Genomic DNA, 18,451 nt, shown 5'->3' with positions numbered 1-18,451 from the left:
CAGGGGGTGAGGGCCGTGGCACACAGCGAGCACCACTCGTTGCAGCCCGGAGGCTCGCTGACTCACACGGCCCTCACCCCCACCCCTCTCCCGCGCAGCGGGAGAGGGGCTCAGAACACCAGATGCCCGAACGCCTCCGGCACATGGAAGTTGGCCACCGGCGTGTTCGTCGGGCTCCATGACGAGAACTGCCGCGTCTCCTTGTTCCCCTCGATGCGGAACAGGTTGATGCGCCACCCCTCCAGCGCTTCCCGGCGCTTCGACGCCAGCGCCGGCAAAGGGATGCTCAGTTCCGCCGTCCACATGCGGTGACGCTCGTCCCGCGACACGCGCGCCTGGCACGCATCGATCAGCCGCTTGCGGCCCTGCCCGTCCACCTCCAGGTCCATCACGAACCCGTTCGGCGACACCTCGATCTCGCGATAGCGCCGCGTCCCCACGTCCTGCGGCGCCTGGAGGAACACCTCCACCACATCACGCTCCCACAGCGGCCAGATCGCCGTCGGCGAGACCTCGCGGTCGTAGACGTGCAGCGCGTTGTAGCGGCTCAGGAAGCGCAGATGCAGCATCCCGTCGCCATGCAGCATCTGCACCCGCGTCGACTGCGTGCCCCGCAGCGGCTGGCCGCGCCAGTCATGCGCGAAGAAGATTGACGGCGCGTCCTCCCAGGCCGACGCCAGCGGGAACCGATCCCGCCCCCGCAGACGCGTCGGCAGACGCGCCACCCGCGCCATCGGCAGCGGGCTCGTCCCTTCCAGCACCGCCTCGATCAACAGGTGCTCCTTGAACGCGACCTTCAGCATCGGCTTCGCCGCATCGACGCGTCCGAGATCCACCCCGTTCACGTAGTCGCGGATCCTCCACACGCCCGGTCCCAGGCCGCGCAGGGTCACCGCGCCGTCCCAGCTCGGGGCGTAGAAGGCGTAGTGCATGACACCGTTCTTCTCGACGACATGCGTCTCCGGCTTGTCGAAGGCGATGTCATAGAGCTCGCCACGGCAGGTCCCGTCGGACAGGCCCTTCGCGTTGTGCGCCGAGATCCACCGGCGCCAGTGCGTCTCGCGCTCCGGCGTGAGCAGGAAGGAATCCTTGGGCTTGGGGTCCTCGGGCCAGGTGAACTTGGTGGACACCACCGCGCCCACCCCCACCGACGACGCGAAGTCCATGCCGCCGGTCGACAGCTCCACATGGTCGCCCGCGTAGGCGGACCAGCGCCCCATCTGCGCCTTCAACGCCTTGCCCTTGTGCCGCACCTGCCAGCTCGACAGCGGGTCCGAGGCCGGCGCCTGGTCGATCCACGGCATGTTGTGGAAGGCGTAGCTGGTGCCGCAAGGGCAGACCTCCACCACCGCCTCGGGATTCACCGCGTGCGCCGACTCCCACATCACGCGGTAGAACTCCGCCATCCGCTCGTACGAGTCTTCCGGCTTCGCATGCCGGTGCTTGGGGTTGAAGCACGGCGCGACCGCGTTCAGATGCTGGCCGTCGATCTTCAGACCGTCGAAGCCCCACTCGCCGATGATCTTGCGGAACATCGCCGCCGTGCGCTCCTGCGTCCCCTTCGCGCCCGGGCACAAGTAGAAGCAGTTCCACCACGTGATCGCCTGCGGCGCGCCATCCTTGTCCAGCAGCAGGAGGTCGGTGTGCGCATGCAGTTCGTCGCTGCCCGGCGCCACCGCCAGCGGCGCGATCCACAGCCGCGCCTTCATGCCGCGCGCGTGGATGTCGGCGACCAGCGCCTTCATGTCCTCCTCGCCGCGCGGGAACTTCGCCAGATCGATGTCGAACCAGTCGCCCGTCGCCCGCTGCCAGCCATCGTCCAGCACGGCCCACTTCAGGCCGAGTTCCTGCGCCTTCGGCAGCGTCGCCCGGACGCGGTCCAGCGAGAAGTCGCGCTCGTAACCCCAGGCGCACCACACCGCGTCGTGCGCGTCGCGCGGCGGCTCCGGCGCGACCAGACCCTGCGCGTTCATCAGGCGCCGATAGCGATCCAGCGGCACGAAGCAGTCGCCGTCGTGCACCGCGACGAAGGCCAGCGGCAGCACCAGCGACTCGCCCGGCGCGAGCGTGCGCGCCACGTCGCCGCGCAGGGCGATGTCGACCTGGTCGCCGACCGCCTTGACCGGCAGCGAGACCAGCCGCGGCAGCGTGTCCAGATGCCCGACGGCCACGCCCACGTCGCGCCGCCACACGTCGACCAGCGGCGTGCCGCCGCCGTAGTCCGACGAATCCATGCCGAAGAAGTTGCGCTGCTCGAAACCGCGCTTGAGCGGCTGCATCCAGTCGCGCCGGTCCGTGTGCGTGGCGCCTGAGTAGGTCCACCACCCGCCCGCATGCCGCGGCGACGCCAGCAGCCGATGCGAGGCGACGGTCCACCCCTGGACCGCCAGCGGCTTGTCGGATCGATTGACGAAGGCCACCTCGATCAGCGCCACGCCAGGATGCTCATCCAGCAGCGTGACCTTGACGGTCTTCTCGACGGCGGCGCCCGCCGCCTGGCCGACCATCGTCAAGCCCTGCCCGGCGCCGAACGGCGTCGCGCCGCTGCTCGGAACCGCGCTGACCAGCGCGAACCGGTCGAGCGTGCGGCTCTTCATCGGGACCGGCAGGGGCGCCGCTTCCGCGCCCAGGGCCGCCACCGCGGCGCCGGCCGCGGCCGCTGTCGGCTCGGCGATGACGAGTTGCTCGCCGGCATCGAAGCCGGTCAGCGCCTGCGGCCGCGCGCCGTCGACGCGCACCACGCGGCTGCGCATGCGTTCGTCGAACTGCAGCGAGATCCGCTCATCCTGCAAGCGCACGTGGCCGCGGCCGAGGTCGGCGGCGCGGGCCGAGGCCGCCGCGCCGGCGGTCGCCGCGAGCGCGATGCGTGGCGTCATCGTCGCGACCGGCGCGGCCCCCAGCCATTGGAGGAAGGCGCGGCGCGCCGTCATCGGGCGGCCTTCCAGGCCGTGGGGAAACTGCGCTCGGCGTTGAGGTGATACAGCTTGTCGACGACGGCGCGCGGCAGTCCCAGGCCTTGCACCGGTTGATCCAGGTCATCCACCTTGAAGCTCTCCTCCGTGTTGAAGTAGCGCCAATGCATGCGCCACACCGGCTCCACTTCGCGCAGCAGCTCGGCCCCGGATTGTTGGGGAGGCTGCGAGACGTCGGTGCCGTACATCAGACGGTCCTGGTACTTGACCATGAAGCGTCGCACCTTCTCGCGGTCCTGCTGGCTCTGGTACTGCAGCTGACCGATGCGCGCGGCGAGGTCGACCTTCGCGAGCGGGAAGCGGTCCAGAAAGGCCGCGAGCTCGTCGACGTCGCGCTCCAGCGAGGCCATGTGCATGCCGATGAACCTCAGCGTCGGATGCGCCGCGACCATGCGGTCGCGCGCGGCCATCTGGTCCTCCCAGCTGGGCATCTCGGGGTGCAGGGCCATGTGGTACTGCGGGTGATGCGCGAAGTACTCGCGGTCGTTGTTGACCGTCATCTTGTCCAGCGGCAGCCAGCAGTTGTGCGGCTCGCCCTGGTGCCCCAGCAGCGGGATGCCGCGCCGCGCCAGCCAGGAGAACAGCGGCGAGAAGCGCGCGTCGTCGATCATGACCAGCGTCCCGTCGGGCTTGCGGATGCTCATGCCGATGTTCTTCCAGACCTTCACGCCGATCGCGCCGGCCTTCAGGCCCGCGTCGATGCGCCGCTCGGTGGCCGCGAGCCAGCCGGGCTGGTCCGAGGTCTCCGACGAGAAGCTCACCGCCCAGGCCACGTCCGCCGGCGCCGCCTGGCGCAGCGCGATGGCCACGCGCTGCTGGTCGTCCAGCGGCGGGAAGTCCGGATAGTCGACGTTGATCGTCAGCACCTTGAAGCGCAACTTGCGCGCCGCGTCGATGAAGGCCGGATCGGCGTTGTGCAGATGCACGTGGGCATCGATCTTGGTGACCTTGTCGAAGTCCGCCATCGTGTAGCGGGCGCCGGTCGCCGGCTTGGCGTCGGAGGGGGTGGCCGCGGCGGCGGGCCGGGCCACGAAGCCCGCCGCGGCGAGCGCCGCGATCAGCGTCGCCGCATGGAGCGCCGGCATCGCGGCGCGCAGGGAGGTTCTCGTCATCGTGCTCATGTCGGGGTGAGGGACGCCCGCGGCGCGCGAGGCGCCCCGGGCGTCGGGGTCGTGCGATCAGGGATTCGCCCGCGCCGTCAGGGGCACCGCGCGGGCGACGTCGTCATCGTCAGAAGCAGCTGTAGCGGTAGGCGTCGTTGAGATCGAGCGGCAGCACCAAGGTGCGGATCCTGGCGGCGTTCATCGCCTTGCACAGCTTGTCGCGCGCGCCGTTGGTGTTGTTCTTGTACTTGGCCGCGTACTCGGCGTTGAACACCGGCTTGCCCTTGCTGGTGAAGGCCGTGTATCCACCGCACTCGTTGTACTGGTTGCATTGCTCGTTGAGCGCCATGTCGAACCAGGGCTCCAGCGCGGCGAGCTGGTCCACGTCGTTCTTCAGCGCGATGGCGAGGCCGCGCGCATGCGCCGCGTTGGCGAGGTACTTGTTGTAGTCGAGCTGGGTGGCCGCGGTCAGCGGGAAGCCGGTCTTGTTGCCGTAGCCGTCGACGTTGTCGGGCTCGACGCCGTCGCAGCCCTTGGACACGGCCAGATCCAGCCGGGTCAGCATGATGGACCGCACGTTGACCGAGCGCGTGTCCAGCCAGCGCTCGCCGGCCCAGCCGTCCAGGGCCTGGCCCATGTCGGTGGACTGGAAGCTGCCGAAGTCCGGACGCCAGTTCTCGGAGCTGCCCGCCGAGAAGTAGCACACCACCTTGCGCCCCTGCCCCTTGAGCTGCGCGATGGTCTGGGGGCTGGTGTCGAACAGGTCGATGTCGTAGACGTCGACGTTGTAGGCCGTGTCCAGGGTGCCGGACAGCTGCCATTGCCAGGTGGTGTTCAAGCCCGGCTTCCACCAGGACTGCGCCTGCGCGCCGGAGGCCAGACCGGCCGTGGCCGCCAGGGCCACGACCATCGAACGGAGGAACGATCGCTTCATGAGGTTTCCTTGTGGCGGACCGCGTCGCGGTCCGGATTGAGTTGCCCCCAACGTCCTCGCCAGGTGTCCCGGCGTCAGAACTTGATGCTCGCGCCGATCGTGAACGCGCGGCCCCAGCGGTTGTAGCCCTGCGGCAGCGTGATCTTGCCGTCGCCCAGCGTGTACTCCTGCTTGGCGTCGGTCAGGTTGCGGCCCTCGATCGAGACCTTGAGCCACTGGTTGAACTCGTACGAGGCCTGCGCGGTCAGCCAGGTGATGGCCTTGGCGCGCTCGTTGAAGCCCGGGCCGATCACGTTGATCGCCGAGACGAACTCGTCGGTGTGGTCGGCGGTGGCGCTCAGGCTCCACGGGCCCTTCTCGTACAGCAGCCCCAGCGAGGAGGTCGCCGGCGCGATGCCCTCCAGCGGCCGCTCCTCGGCGCCCACCCAGCTGCGCGAACGGTTGCGGGTGTACTGCGCCCGCACGCCGAAGCCGTTGTCCCACAGGTGCTGGAAGCCGATCTCCATGCCGCGCACCTTGGCCTTGTCGCCGTTGATGGGCTTCATCACATTGAACAGATGGCCCGGCACGCCGATGTCCACGCCGGTCTGCCAGCTGGTGGTGATCTGGTTCTTGATGTCCTTCTGGAACACCGCGAAGGTCAGCGCCGAGTTGCGCGCGTAGTACCACTCCAGCGAGGCGTCGTACTGCTTGGCGCTGTAGGGCTTGAGCTCCGCGTTGCCGCCGTAGACCTGCGTGAAATCGCCCCAGGCGACGCTGGCCGTGGTGCTGGTCGGCGCGAGCTGCTCGACCGAGGGACGCGCCATGGTCTTGGCCGCGCCCAGACGCAGTTGCAGCTTGTCGTCGAAGTGCCAGACGAAGTTGGCCGCCGGCAGGCCGTAGGTGTAGCTGGCGTCCTGGCCGATCTGCACCGGATCGGCGTAGACGGCGGTGTAGTTGAAGGGGCCGTTCTCGGTCAGGCTGGAGATCTTGGCGTCCCAGGCCTTGGCCGAGGTCTTGGTCTTGACCAGGCGCACGCCGACGTCGGCGTTCCACTTGTCGCCGGACAGGTCGGCCTGGACGAAGAAGGAGGTCGTCTTCTCCCGCACGCGGTAGCTCTGCAGCGGGTTCCAGACCGGCGCGGCCAGGCTGAAGTCGTAGACGCCGCCGTCGGGACGCGGCTTGCCGTTGTAGGCCTGCAGCGCGGCCAGGTAATTGGGCACGTCGAAGCCCAGGAAGCTGCGCGGGAAGCTGCCGCTGACGCCGTTCATGAAGTTGGGCGGGGTCAGGTGTTGATCCAGGACGTTCCCGCCCAGCGTGCCCACGTTGATCGCGTTGGTGCCGGAGTAGTAGTTCTCGCCGCCGTTGATGGCGTTGTCGACCAGGTCGCGGTTCTTGTCGCGCCGCGTGGCCTGCACGCCGAACTGGATCTGGTCGATGTTGAAGCGGTCCACCGCCCACGCGCCGTTCAGCGTCAGGCCGCGGATCTTGTCGTCGATGTTGTCGCCGCTCAGGCCCAGGTAGTGGGTGTTGAAGTCGCTCGGGCCGAAGGCGCCGCTGGCCAGGCCGGTGATCAGGTCGCGGCCGTCGGAGAACGTCGTCTTGATGTCCGGCACCTGCGATCCGGTCAGGTTGACCGTCGTCACGTTGGGCTGGTTCATGCGCAGCACCGTGTAGGTGTCCTGCCCGCCCGAATGACGACGCGAGGTCGACTGGTAGACATCGCCGTTGAACTTCAGCGTCTCGGTCGCCTTCCAGTCCAGGTTGATGCCGTAGACCGAGCTGTCCACCACGCGGTGGGTGGTCAGGTTCAGCAGCTCCGGATTCAGCATGAGGTCCGGGTTGGCGCTGTCCATGGTGAAGCCGGTCACCACGCCGTTGCTGGTCTTGATGTTGGACCAGCGGCCCGGCGAGAACAGCGTGTAGAAGGACTGCTGGTAGCCGACCTGCGGCGAGTTCAGCCGCGTCTTGATGCCGTCCACGGTGAGCTTGAGCGCATCGCTGGGCCGCCACTCGACCTTGCCCGACAGCGCGGTGCGCTTCTTCTGCTCCTGGATGGTGCCGACGCGGAACTGGCCCGGTCCGATCAGGCCCTCCTCATCGGGATCCAGCACGCCATTGCCGTTGGGATCGATGTTTCCGCCCCAGGCGTTGCCGGTCCAGTTGGCGGCCGGATCCGAGATGGGATTGCGCGTCCAGCCGCCGTCGTTCCCGGCGGTGTCCGTGCGGACCTTGCGATCGGCGTAGACCACGCCCAGCAGCACGCCCAGCTCCTTGCCGAAGGTGTTGCTGTAGGTGGCCGACACCTTGGCCCCGTTGAGCTTGGACATCAGGTTGCGATCGCCCTCCACGCGCAGCACGCCGTGCTGGCCGGGCTGGTCGAAGGGGCTGGCCGAGCGCAGGTTCACCAGGCCGCCGATCGCGCCTTCCATCACCGAGGCCTGGGCCGACTTCACGACGTCGGCGCCGCTGATGATGTCCGAGGGCAGCACGTCGAAGGCGAAGTCGCGGCCCGCGCCGTCGGTCGCCAGGATGCGGTTGTTGAAGGTGGTCAGCGTGTACTCGGGCCCCAGGCCGCGGACGCTGACCTTCTGGCCTTCGCCGCCGGCCGTGCGCGAGATCGACACGCCGGTGATGTGGCTCAGCGAATCCGCCACGTTGTCGTCGGGGAAGCGCCCCAGCTCGGTGGCGCTGATGCTGTCCTGCACGCCGGCCGCGTTGCGCTTGAGGTTCAGCGAGCGCTGCAGGCTGGCGCGGGTGCCGGAGACCTCGACGCGCTCGAGCGTCTGGTCGGCGGCGTCCTTGGCCTTGGCCTTCGCGTCGGTCTCGGTGGACGTGCCCTGCGCGGCGGAGGCGGCGCCGGCCGGCGGCTGGACCTGGGCTTGCGCGAGGGCGCTCAGCGCGGCCAGCGCGGCGGCCACCGCCACGGGCCGCGCCGCGAAGCGCGAGGCCAGGGCGGCCGGCAGGAGGGAGGACAGGGGAGCTCGCATCACATGGTTCCTTTGTTGTCGTATCCACCGCGTCCGGGCTCTTCCGGGACCGGCGGAGGGCATCCGCTGGGGGCGCGCCGGGTCTCTCTCTGGCTGGCGCGGAGTGCCGATCTCTGGACCTCTGATCGGGTTGCGGCAAGTCTACGAGTCCTTTCGATTAATTTCGCATATCGTTTTTACCGACGTTTTGACTTTCGATACGCCTATCGCCGAAAACGATCGGAATCGAAAGTCGTGCCATGGCACCAGGGTCCGGTGCTCAACAGGCGCAATGTTCATCGGGTTTTCCCTCGAAATGGCCGACTTGATGCGCTGCCACGGAAACTTCCGTTGTGTTTCCGATTTCCTTGCCCTATTCTTTCGTACGAAAGTTCACTTCCGCTTCCACCCGGGAAGCCGTCACCCGAAAGCCCTCATGCAACGACATTGGCTGACCTACGCGCTTGTCACGACCCTGTTCTGGGGCGCCTGGGGCGCGCTGACCGGTCTCTCCGCCGAGCGCGGCTTCCCCGACACGCTGGTCTATGTCGTGTGGGCGCTGACCATGCTGCCGCCGGCGCTGATCGTGCTGGCGCGCGCCGGCTGGAAGCTGCAGCGCGACCGACGCGCCGTCGTCCAGGGCCTGACCGTGGGCCTGCTGGGCGCGGGCGGGCAGATGCTGCTGTTCCGCGCGGTGGAGTCGGGCCCGGCCTACCTGATCTTCCCGATCGTGTCGCTCTCGCCCGGCGTGACCATCGCGCTGTCCTATGGCCTGCTGCGCGAGCGCACCGGCAAGCTGGGCCTGGGGGGCATCGTGCTGGCGCTGATCGCGCTGCCGCTCTTCGATTACCAGCCCGGTCAGCAGGCGCAGGACCTGGGCCTGTGGTTCGTGCTGGCGCTGGTGGTGACGGCGTCCTGGGGCCTGCAGGCCTTCTTCCTGAAGACGGCCAACAACGTCGCCAGCGCCGAGAGCATCTTCTTCTACATGGCCGTCAGCGCCGTGGCCTGCATCCCGGCGGCGCTGTGGATGACGGACTTCTCCCACCCCATCCCCTGGGGCTGGAACGGCCCCGGCCTGGCCGCGCTGATCCAGGTACTGAACGCCGTCGGCGCGCTGACCCTGGTCTACGCCTTCCGCTACGGCAAGGCGCTGGTGGTGGCGCCGCTGGTCAATGCCGGCGCGCCGCTGCTGACCGCGCTGCTGTCGATGGCGCTGAGCGGCGCCGCGCCCGGCGGCTTCAAGCTGGCCGGTGTCGCGCTGGCCCTGCTCGCCGCGCTGTTGCTGGCGCTCCAGCCCGAGACCCCCTCCCCCGCCGAGCCCGCCCCGGGCCCGGTCCGCGATCCGCTCGGCGACGGCAAGGCCTGACCCTGTCGCGTCCGACGCATCGCCCCCACCGACCTCTCAAGCCCAGGAAGGACTTCGCTTGAAACTCATGCTCGATCTCGTGCGGCGGCACAGGCAGCCGTCGCTGGTCGGCGGCGCGACGGCCGTCGGCATCCCCTCGATGTGCTCGGCCCATCCGGTCGTGCTGGCCGCGACCCTGCGCGAATGCGCGGCCCTGGGCCGCCCGGCGCTGATCGAGGCCACCTCCAACCAGGTCAACCAGGAGGGCGGCTACACCGGCATGACGCCCGAGGACTTCCGCCGCTTCGTCCGCGCGCTGGCGGACAAGGAGGGCCTGGCGCCCGAGCTGCTGATCCTGGGCGGCGACCACCTCGGCCCCAACGCCTGGCGCAGGCAGCCCGCGGCGCAGGCCATGGCCAAGGCGGAGATCATGGTCGCGCAGTACGTCGCGGCGGGCTTCCGCAAGATCCATCTGGACTGCTCCATGTCCTGCGCCGACGACCCCGTGCCGCTGCCCGAGCCGGAGATCGCCGCCCGCGCGGTGCGGCTGTGCCGGGCCGCCGAGCAGGCCTGGCGCGACGCGCCCGATCGCGGCGAGCCGCCGGTCTACGTCATCGGCACCGAGGTGCCGGTGCCGGGCGGCGCGCACGAGGACCTGGACGAACTGGCCGTGACCTCGCCCGAGGCCGCCGGCGCGACGCTGTCGCTGCATCGCGAGGCCTTCGCGGCCGCGGGGCTGGAGACGGCCTTCGAGCGCGTGATCGCGATGGTCGTGCAGCCGGGTGTGGAGTTCGACCACCACAAGGTCATCGACTACCGGCCGGAGAAGGCGCGCGCGCTGAGCGCCTTCATCGCGGCGCAGCCGGGGCTGGTCTTCGAGGCGCACTCGACCGACTACCAGACCGCCGACCACCTGGCGCAGCTGGCGCGGGACCACTTCGCGATCCTGAAGGTGGGCCCCGGCGCGACCTTCGCGCTGCGCGAGACGCTGTGGGCGCTGGCCGCCGTGGAGCGCGAATGGCTGGGCCGCCAGCGCGGCGACGAGGGCCTGGTGGAGACTGTGCTCGGCGTGATGCGCGCGGAGCCCGACCACTGGAAGCCCTACTACCAGGACCCCGCGCGGCTGGACGTCGACCTGGCCTACAGCCTGAGCGACCGCATCCGCTACTACTGGGCCCATCCGGCGGTGCAGCGCGCCTGCGCCGGGATGCTGGACCGGCTGGAGCACTCGCCCCCGCCGCTGACGCTGCTCAGCCAGTTCCTGCCGCGCCAGTACGACGCGATCCGCGACGGCCGCCTGCGCAATCGCCCCGGCGAGCTGCTGCGCGACGGCGCGGCCCAGTCGCTGCGGCCCTACCTCGACGCCTGCGCGGCCTGAGGACCGGCCCGCCAGCGACCCGACCACGGACTCGCCCGTCGACCGATCCGACGCCGACCTTCCACCGACAGAACAAGACATGACCCTGCTCCACCTGAACCCCGCCGAGCTCGACCGCCGCGGCGCCCCGCACACGGCGCGCGAGATCGCCCAGCAACCCGCCGTCTGGCAGACCGTGCAGACGCTGGTGCAGTCGCGGCGCGCGGCGCTCGACGCCTTCCTGCAACCGCTGCTGGCCCTGCCCGATCTGCGCATCGTGCTGACCGGCGCGGGCAGCTCCGCCTTCATCGGGCAATGCCTGGCCCCGGCCCTGCTGCAGCGACTGGGCGCACGGCCCGGCATCCGCGTCGAGGCCGTCGCCACGACCGACATCGTCTCCAACCCCGCGCAGTGCCTGCAGCCCGGCGTGCCGACGCTGCTCGTGTCCTTCGCGCGCTCGGGCAACTCCCCCGAGAGCCTGGCCGCGGTGGACCTGGCCGACGCGGCGGTCGGCGAATGCCACCACCTGGCCGTCACCTGCGCGGCCGACGGCACGCTGGCGCGCCGTCTGGGCGACCGCGCGCGCGCGCAGGTGCTGCTGCTGCCGGACGAGACCCACGACCGCGCCTTCGCGATGACCTCGAGCTTCACCGGCATGCTGCTGGCGGCGGCCTGGGCCTTCGAGCTGCCGTTGCCCTCGGCACGGACGCTGGGCGCGGCCGCGACGCAGCTGCTGGCGAGCGAGGCGGACCGGCTGGTCGCGCTCAGCGAGCAGCCCTTCGAGCGCGTCGTCGTGCTGGGCAGCAACGGCCTGAAGGGCCTGGCCAACGAGGCGGCGCTCAAGATCCTGGAGCTGACCGATGGCCGCCTGGTCGCGCTGGCGGATTCACCGCTGGGCTTCCGGCATGGGCCGAAGACGGTGCTGAACGAGCGAACGCTGGTGCTGATCCTGCTGTCCAACGACAGCTACACGCGCCGCTACGACCTGGACCTGCTGCGCGAGCTGCGCCGCCAGGGCCGCGGCCGCGTGATCGCGCTGAGCACCGCGGCGCTGAACGGCGCGGACGCGCTGGCCGAGGACGACGTGCTGCTGGATCTGCCGGCCAACGCGCCCGACCTGGCGCTGGCGCCGGTGGCGCTGGTGTTCGGACAATGCCTGGCGCTGCTGGCCTCGCTCCAGCTGGGCATCACGCCGGACAATCCGAGCGCCTCCGGCACCGTGACCCGCGTGGTCAGCGGCGTCACCATCCACCCGCATCCGCAGGGCTGACTCCCGATGAACGTGATGACATCGACGCCGCACGACGCGGTCTATCTCGGCATCGACGGCGGCGGCACGAAGACCTCGTTCCTGCTGCTGTCCGGCGACGGGCGGCTGCTGGCGCGACACGTCTCCACGACCAGCTACTACCTCGAGATCGGCTTCGACGCGCTGCGGGCGCTGCTGCGCGAGGGCATCGCCGAGTTGCTTCGGCAGGCCGGCCTGCCGTCCAGCGCGGTGAGCTCGGCCTTCGCGGGCCTGCCGGCGCATGGCGAGGACAGCGCGCTGCTGCCGGCCTTCGACGCGCTGCTCGCGGACCTGCCCCGCGCGCGGGTCGGCAACGACATGGTGTGCAGCTGGGCGGGATCGCTCGGCGGGCGCGACGGCATCAGCCTGGTCGCGGGCACGGGCTCCATCGCGTACGGCGAGTGGCAGGGCCGCGGCGCGCGCAGCGGCGGCTGGGGCGAGGTCTTCGGCGACGAGGGCTCGGCCTACTGGCTGGCGCGGGAGGGATTGGCGCTGTTCTCGCGCATGGCGGATGGGCGCGCGGCGCCGGGACCGCTGCTCGGGCGGGTGCGCGAGCACTTCGCCCTGAAGCATGACCTGGATGTCTGCGCGGCGATCAACGGCGCGGCGGCGCGGAGCCGGTTGGCGCAGCTGGCGCGGCTCGTCTCCGCCGCGGCGGCCGACGGCGACGCGCAGGCGACGGCGCTGCTGACGCGCGCGGGCGAGGAGCTGGCGTTGCTGGCGGCTGGCGTCGCGCGTCAGCTGCGACTGCCGACGGATGTGGCGGTCGAGGTGTCGTACACGGGCGGCGTCTTCGAGGCGGGCGACGCGGTCACCGGCGCGCTGCGCGCGGCGATGGCGGGCTCGCTGCCGAATGCCGCCCTGGTGGCGCCGCGCTTCGGGCCGGAACTCGGCGCGGCGATGTACGCGGCGCGGCTGGCAGGCGCCCGGCTCGCGCCGGCGTCGAGCGTGATCGCGGCGCTGACGCGTTGAGCGGGGCCCCCTGCACTCCCTCACTGCATCGACCCTCACCCCAACCCCTCTCCCGCGCAGCGGGCGAGGGGTTCGAGGCACCGTCTCCCGCGTTTGACAACGCCACCAATCGCCTGAGCGCCGGCAACCCCCTCTCCCGCTGCGCGGGAGAGGGCTGGGGTGAGGGCCGTGAACCACCACGAGCCCGGCATCCGCCGCCCCACGCAAGCGGCTAAGGCTTTCTCCCCGCTTCCGAACGCCGCCTCCTCGATATCATTCGAAAGTCCACGACTTCCGCATCGTCATGTCCTCCACCCGCTCCACGAGCTCTCCGTCCGCCGACAAGCCCGATTCGGCGCTGCTGATCGACGAGCGCCGTCAGCTCATCCGCGACCAGGTGCAGGCGCAGGGCCGGGTCACGGTGGAGGAACTGGCCGAGCGCTTCGGCATCTCGGTGGTGACCATCCGCAGCGACCTGAACGCGCTGGCCGCCAGCGGCGCGCTGATGCGCACGCATGGCGGCGCGCTCGCGCATCGGGACACCGAGGAAGTCCCGATCAGCGTCAAGCAGAAGCTGCGCCACGAGCAGAAGGTGCGCATCGCCATCGAGGCCGCCAAGCTGATCCGCGACGGCGAGACCATCCTGCTGGACTCCGGCTCGACGACCGAGGAGATCGCCAAGCAGATCCGCGGCCTGCGCCTGCAGTCGCTCAACGTCATCACCAACGCGCTGAACATCGCCGTGCTGCTGGCGACGGTGCCGGGCGTGAACGTGATCATGCCGGGCGGCCTGCTGCGACAGAACTCGTACTCACTGTCGGGCCCGCAAGCCGTGACCGCGCTGCAGAGTCTCTATGCGGATCGGTTGTTCCTGGGCGTCGACAGCCTCGACCCGGACATCGGCCTGATGACCCCGCACCTCCTGGAGGCGCAGCTGAACGCGCAGATGATGAAGATCGCGCGCCAGATCGTGGCCGTGGCCGACGCCTCCAAGCTGATGAAGCGCAACCTCTCGGTCATCGCGCCGGTCGAGCAGCTCGACATCCTGATCACCGACGACGAGGCCGATCCGGCCATCGTCGCGGAGCTGCGTCGACGCAGCGTGGACGTCGTGCTGGCATGACCTGACCCCGGCGCCGAGGGCCCGGTGGGCCTCGGCGATCCAGCGGCTCGACGCCTCAGCGCTTGAACACCGCGCAGGGATCCTCGCGCTTCGCCTCGGGCGCCCGCTCCACGCGGTCGTAGCCGCCGGCCGGCACGCTGCTGTCCGGCTCCAGATAGGCGACGGCGTCGATGTCCGCGGCCGGCACGCCCGCCGCCTGCAGGTAGACCGGCACCGCCACGTCGCGGCGGACATGGCCGTTGCCAGCGATCAGCACCACCTGCCTCGCGCCGGCCTGCCGCGCGTCGAGCATCGCCTTCGCCATCGCCGCATCGCGCGCGCGCTGCGCCTGGACCATGCCGGGCAGCATGGCCTCGGGCATCGCGCCGCAATGGCCGTCCTGGATGTCCTTGGCGAGCGTCGCCTGCTGGGTCGCGCTCCACGGCGCGCGGTCGCGCAGCGCGATCAGATCGACCGGCCAGGCCGCATCGCCCTCGCGCACGATCCTGCGGACCTGATCGCGATCGATGTTGCCGCCATGCGCCTCGGCGCCAGTGGCGAGCACCGCGTCGAACAGCGGCTGATGCAGCGGCCAGCGCCAGTTCTTGCGATCGAACTGGGCGGCCTCGATGACGGCCTCCACATCGCCCGGATGCGCGCGGCGCGCCTGCGCCACCGCCGCGTCCTGCGTGCGCGAGAACTGCTCGAAGACGACGACCGTGCGCGGCTCCTTCGCGATCAGCTGGCGCAGCTGCTCGGCGCGGGCGCGGTGATGGTCGGGGTTGTCGTGGAGCTCGCCGAGGAGGATGAAGTCGGGCGCGGGCTGGCGAGCGGAGGCGGAGGCGGAGACGGAGACGGCGGCGGTCGACGCGGTCGACGCGGTGCTTCCGGCGTCGGACGCGGCACAGGCGCCGAGCAGCGCGAGCGTGGGAAGAAGCGCCAGCCAGGCGCCGCGGGAGGCAATGTTCATGGTGTCGATCCTGGGATCCGGGAACGGGAACAGTCCTGGCGGTGGGCTGGGGCGGACGCGCATTGTCGCGCGTCCTTCGAGCGGGGGCCGGAAACGACGATGGGCCCGCGAGGGGCCCATCCACATCGACCGTCGCGGCCGGTTCGTCGCGGGTCGATCCTCAGCGGATCGAGGTCGCCATCGACCTCATCGTCCGCACGGCGCCCTCGCCCATCGCGGCGCCGAAGCGCTTGGCGAGTCGTTCGGCGACGTTGTCACGCGGCGTGTAGTCGACGACCTCCTCGGCCTTGACCACCTCGCGGGCGACGTAGTCCAGATTGCCCATGCCGTCGGCCAGGCCCATCTGCACCGCCTGCTCGCCGTTCCAGAACAGGCCGGAGAAGGTCTCCGGCGTTTCCTTCAGGCGCGCGCCGCGACCCTCGCGCACGACGTGGATGAACTGCTGATGGATCTGGTCCAGCATCGCCTGCGCGTAGGCCTGCTGCTTGGGCGTCACGGGGGAGAAGGGATCCAGCATCCCCTTGTTCTCGCCCGCCGTCATGAGGCGGCGCTCGACACCGACCTTCTTCATGATCTCGGTGAAGCCGAAGCCGTCCATCAGCACGCCGATCGAGCCCACCACCGAGGCCTTGTCGACGTAGATCTCGTCGGCGCCCGCGGCGATGTAGTACGCGCCCGAGGCGCAGATCTCCTCGACCACGACGTAGACCTTCTTGTTGTGCAGGGCCTTGAGCCGCTTGATCTCGTCGTTGACGATCCCCGACTGCACCGGGCTGCCGCCCGGCGAGTTGATGCGCAGCACCACCGCCGCGGAGTTCTGGTCCTCGAAGGCCGCCTTCAGCGCCGACACGATCAGCTCGGCGCTCGCCTCGGTGTCCGGGGCGATCTCGCCGCGCACCTCGACCAGCGCCGTGTGCGGGCCCACCGCGGTGCTCGCGGGATGCTTGCTCATGAACAGGGCCCAGACGAACAGCAGCGCCAGCGTCACCCAGATCAGCCGGAAGAAGGTCTTCCAGCGCCGGTCGCTGCGGCGGTCGCGCAGGTAGTCATGGGCGAACTGCTCGAGCACGTGCTCGTAGCGGCCCGCCGGGCCGGGGCTCGCGGCCGGCGCGGCGGCGGCCTCGGACGCGGTGCGCGGGGCGGGCGGCGCCTGCTTGAGCATGTCCTCCGGATGCGGCGTGGCATCGGGGATCGGGGGCGGCAGGTCGGAATTGTTGTCGTGGCTCATTCAGTCCTCGAAGACAGGACGGGTGTCGCGGGAAGGATACCAAGTCACCTGGCCGTCGCTCTCGCGCACGTCCAGCTTGGTCAGGCCGATGCGGCCGCACATGCCGGTCACGCAGCGACCGTCCTGCGGGTGGTACACCGCGCCATGGATGCTGCAGATGATGTACTCCTTGCGGCTGTCGAGGAACTCGCCCTCCTGCCAGTCCATCTCGGTGGGCACATGCGCGCAGCGGTTGAGGTAGCCCACCACCTGGCCGTCGAAGCGCAGCGCGAAGGCCGACGCCGGCTGGCGGAAATGCATGACGTCGAAGACATGCGCGCGGCCGCGCTCCTCGAGGTCGGCGGAGGCGCACAGCGGCACCGGGGGCAGGTCTTGCTCGGTCATCGGTCGGGAGAGAGGTACGGCAGGAGATCGGACCGGAGGGTCAGGCGTTGCTCAGCAGCCAGTCGTGCAGCGTCTTCACGTCGTGCGCGACCAGCAGCGGCGCGAAGTCCAGCAGCGACTCGTGCGCATGCGCGCCATAGGTCACCGCCACCGCCGGGCAGCCGGCGTTTCGCGCCAGCTCCAGGTCGTGGGTGGTGTCGCCGATCATCAGCGTGCGCTCGGGCTCGGCGCCGAACTCGCGCATCAGCTCGATCAGCATCATGGGATTGGGCTTGCTGGCGGTCTCGTCGGCGGTGCGGGTGCCGTCGAACAGCCTCGTCATGTCGACCGCCGCCAGCGCCTCGTCCAGACCGCGCCGGCTCTTGCCGGTCGCCACGGCCAGCCAGTGGTGGCGCGCCTTCAGGTCGCGCAGCAGCTCGGGCACGCCGTCGAAGAGCGTCACCTCGTGCGCCGACGCGAAATAGTGCTGGCGGTATCGCTGGCCCAGCTCCGGATAGCGCGAGGGCTCCAGGTCCGGCATCGCGTGGCGCAGCGCCTCGATCAGCCCCATGCCGATCACGTAGCTGGCCCGCTCGCGGGAGGGCGGCTCGAAGCCCAGGTCGACCGCCGCCGCCTGCATGCAGCGCACGATCAGCGCGGTGGAGTCGAACAGCGTGCCGTCCCAGTCGAAGACGATCAGGTCGAAGCGTTGAGGCATGGGGAACTCGAAGGATTCCGGGGGAAGTCAGGGCGCGGCCCGGCGCAGCGCGGCCAGGAGTGTCTCGCACTCCGGCGGCAGCGGCGCCGCCAGGGTGATGGTCTCGCCGCTGGCCGGATGGGTGAAGCGCAGCTCCCGCGCATGCAGGAACATGCGGTCGAAGCGCAGCGCGCCGCGGGCCAGCGCGCGGTTGGCTTCGAAGTCACCATACTTCGGGTCGCCCACGATGGGATGCCCCTCATGGGCGAGGTGCACCCGGATCTGGTGGGTGCGACCGGTCTTGATGGTCACGTCCAGCAGGCTGTAGCCCCCCTGCCCCGGCAGCGCCTCGGCCACCTTCACCAGGCTGATCGAGCGCTTGGCCTGATCCGCCTGCGGATCCTTGGGGTTGGGGACCGCGCGCACCCAGCGCTCGCCGTCGCTGCCGACGAACTTGAGCAGCGGCACGTCGACGACCTTCCGGCTCTTGCTCCAGGCGCCCGACACCAGCGCGGCATAGGTCTTGCCGGTCTCGCGCTCGCGGAGCTGGTCCTGCAGGTGAGTCAGCGCGCTGCGCTTCTTGGCGATCATCAGCAGGCCGGAGGTCTCCTTGTCCAGCCGGTGCACCAGCTCCAGGAACTTGGCCTGCGGACGCGCGCGCCGCAGCTGTTCGATGACGCCGAAGCTCACGCCCGAGCCGCCGTGCACCGCGACGCCGGCGGGCTTGTCGACGACGATCAGGTGCTCGTCCTCGAAGACGACGGGGAACTCGCGCGCGGGGATGGCGGGATCGGCGGGCTTCTCGGCCAGCCGGATCGGCGGGACGCGGACGATGTCGCCCACCTCCAGCCGCGAATCGGCGCTGCAGCGGCCCTTGTTGATGCGGACCTCGCCCGAGCGAATGATGCGGTAGACCAGGGTCTTGGGCGCGCCCTTGAGCTCGCGGATCAGGAAGTTGTCCAGGCGCTGGCCGGCGGAGCCTTCGTCCACGGTCAGCAGGCGGACCTGGGCGGCGACCGGGCTGTCGGCGGCAGCTGGGGCGGGCGTCGGCGCCTTGGCCGGGGCGGCGCCACCCCTCGTGGCACTGCGGGCAGTCCCTGGGGCGGGCTTGCGGGCTTTAGCCCCTATAATGCTGCTTGCCACGTTTTCGTTGTAAGTATTTGATTTTTCTCATTTTACTCGGGCAACAGCGT

At 70.2% G+C, this 18,451-nt stretch carries 14 protein-coding genes; 5 read left to right on the top strand and 9 right to left on the bottom strand.

Going from position 1 to position 18,451, the window contains the following annotated elements; all coding sequences use genetic code 11:
* Nucleotides 1-110 precede the first annotated feature (110 nt).
* From MCHT01_RS13340 to MCHT01_RS13325, 4 genes are all read right to left on the bottom strand, one after another.
* Nucleotides 111-2,930, bottom strand: a complete 2,820-nt coding sequence (locus MCHT01_RS13340; protein ID WP_067065777.1) for an alpha-galactosidase — start codon at nucleotides 2,928-2,930, stop codon at nucleotides 111-113.
* The gene (locus MCHT01_RS13335) at nucleotides 2,927-4,084 is read right to left on the bottom strand and encodes an amidohydrolase family protein (protein WP_169806129.1); all 1,158 of its coding nucleotides are present in this window, start codon (nucleotides 4,082-4,084) and stop codon (nucleotides 2,927-2,929) included. The genes MCHT01_RS13340 and MCHT01_RS13335 overlap by 4 nt, the downstream gene beginning before the upstream one ends.
* A 118-nt stretch (nucleotides 4,085-4,202) precedes the next feature.
* The gene (locus MCHT01_RS13330) at nucleotides 4,203-5,009 is read right to left on the bottom strand and encodes an endo alpha-1,4 polygalactosaminidase (protein WP_084452531.1); all 807 of its coding nucleotides are present in this window, start codon (nucleotides 5,007-5,009) and stop codon (nucleotides 4,203-4,205) included.
* 74 nt (nucleotides 5,010-5,083) lie between these two features.
* Nucleotides 5,084-7,978, bottom strand: coding sequence for a TonB-dependent receptor (locus MCHT01_RS13325; protein ID WP_067065776.1), 2,895 nt, complete (start codon nucleotides 7,976-7,978; stop codon nucleotides 5,084-5,086).
* A gap of 415 nt (nucleotides 7,979-8,393) precedes the next feature.
* Here MCHT01_RS13325 and MCHT01_RS13320 point away from each other — a divergent pair, with 415 nt between their 5' ends.
* The 5 genes from MCHT01_RS13320 (at nucleotide 8,394) to MCHT01_RS13300 (ending at nucleotide 14,021) form a co-directional block, all read left to right on the top strand.
* Nucleotides 8,394-9,323, top strand: a complete 930-nt coding sequence (locus MCHT01_RS13320) for a DMT family transporter (RefSeq protein ID WP_067065775.1) — start codon at nucleotides 8,394-8,396, stop codon at nucleotides 9,321-9,323.
* Nucleotides 9,324-9,381: 58 nt separating this feature from the next.
* Complete coding sequence (locus tag MCHT01_RS13315; RefSeq protein ID WP_148661514.1) at nucleotides 9,382-10,680, top strand: D-tagatose-bisphosphate aldolase, class II, non-catalytic subunit; 1,299 nt, start codon at nucleotides 9,382-9,384, stop codon at nucleotides 10,678-10,680.
* A 79-nt stretch (nucleotides 10,681-10,759) separates the two neighbouring features.
* Nucleotides 10,760-11,929, top strand: coding sequence for an SIS domain-containing protein (locus MCHT01_RS13310; protein WP_067065773.1), 1,170 nt, complete (start codon nucleotides 10,760-10,762; stop codon nucleotides 11,927-11,929).
* Nucleotides 11,930-11,935: 6 nt separating this feature from the next.
* On the top strand, nucleotides 11,936-12,919 hold the full coding sequence (locus MCHT01_RS13305; protein WP_245643262.1) for a BadF/BadG/BcrA/BcrD ATPase family protein: 984 nt from the start codon (nucleotides 11,936-11,938) through the stop codon (nucleotides 12,917-12,919).
* Nucleotides 12,920-13,202: 283 nt separating this feature from the next.
* Nucleotides 13,203-14,021 carry a DeoR/GlpR family DNA-binding transcription regulator gene (locus tag MCHT01_RS13300; RefSeq protein WP_067065772.1) on the top strand — a complete coding sequence of 273 codons (819 nt, stop codon included), beginning with the start codon at nucleotides 13,203-13,205 and terminating at the stop codon, nucleotides 14,019-14,021.
* Nucleotides 14,022-14,076: 55 nt separating this feature from the next.
* Here the strand turns inward: MCHT01_RS13300 and MCHT01_RS13295 are convergent, their stop codons facing one another.
* The 5 genes from MCHT01_RS13295 to MCHT01_RS13275 form a co-directional block, all read right to left on the bottom strand.
* A complete protein-coding gene (locus MCHT01_RS13295) occupies nucleotides 14,077-14,970 on the bottom strand; it encodes a ChaN family lipoprotein (RefSeq protein WP_067065771.1) in 894 nt (297 codons plus the stop codon).
* Nucleotides 14,971-15,130: 160 nt separating this feature from the next.
* The gene (locus tag MCHT01_RS13290) at nucleotides 15,131-16,198 is read right to left on the bottom strand and encodes a S49 family peptidase (RefSeq protein WP_067065770.1); all 1,068 of its coding nucleotides are present in this window, start codon (nucleotides 16,196-16,198) and stop codon (nucleotides 15,131-15,133) included.
* Nucleotides 16,199-16,582 carry a Rieske (2Fe-2S) protein gene (locus MCHT01_RS13285; protein WP_067065769.1) on the bottom strand — a complete coding sequence of 128 codons (384 nt, stop codon included), beginning with the start codon at nucleotides 16,580-16,582 and terminating at the stop codon, nucleotides 16,199-16,201.
* Nucleotides 16,583-16,622: 40 nt separating this feature from the next.
* Complete coding sequence (locus MCHT01_RS13280) at nucleotides 16,623-17,279, bottom strand: HAD family hydrolase (RefSeq protein ID WP_067065768.1); 657 nt, start codon at nucleotides 17,277-17,279, stop codon at nucleotides 16,623-16,625.
* Nucleotides 17,280-17,306: 27 nt separating this feature from the next.
* Nucleotides 17,307-18,254: an RluA family pseudouridine synthase gene (locus MCHT01_RS13275; RefSeq protein WP_067065842.1), complete on the bottom strand. Its 948-nt coding sequence runs from the start codon at nucleotides 18,252-18,254 to the stop codon at nucleotides 17,307-17,309.
* Between the last annotated feature and the right edge of the window lie 197 nt (nucleotides 18,255-18,451).

Source organism: Mitsuaria chitosanitabida ATCC BAA-476 = NBRC 102408, assembly GCF_001598255.1.
Lineage (GTDB): Bacteria > Pseudomonadota > Gammaproteobacteria > Burkholderiales > Burkholderiaceae_C > Roseateles > Roseateles chitosanitabidus.
This window is presented reverse-complemented; position numbering and strand designations above follow the sequence as displayed.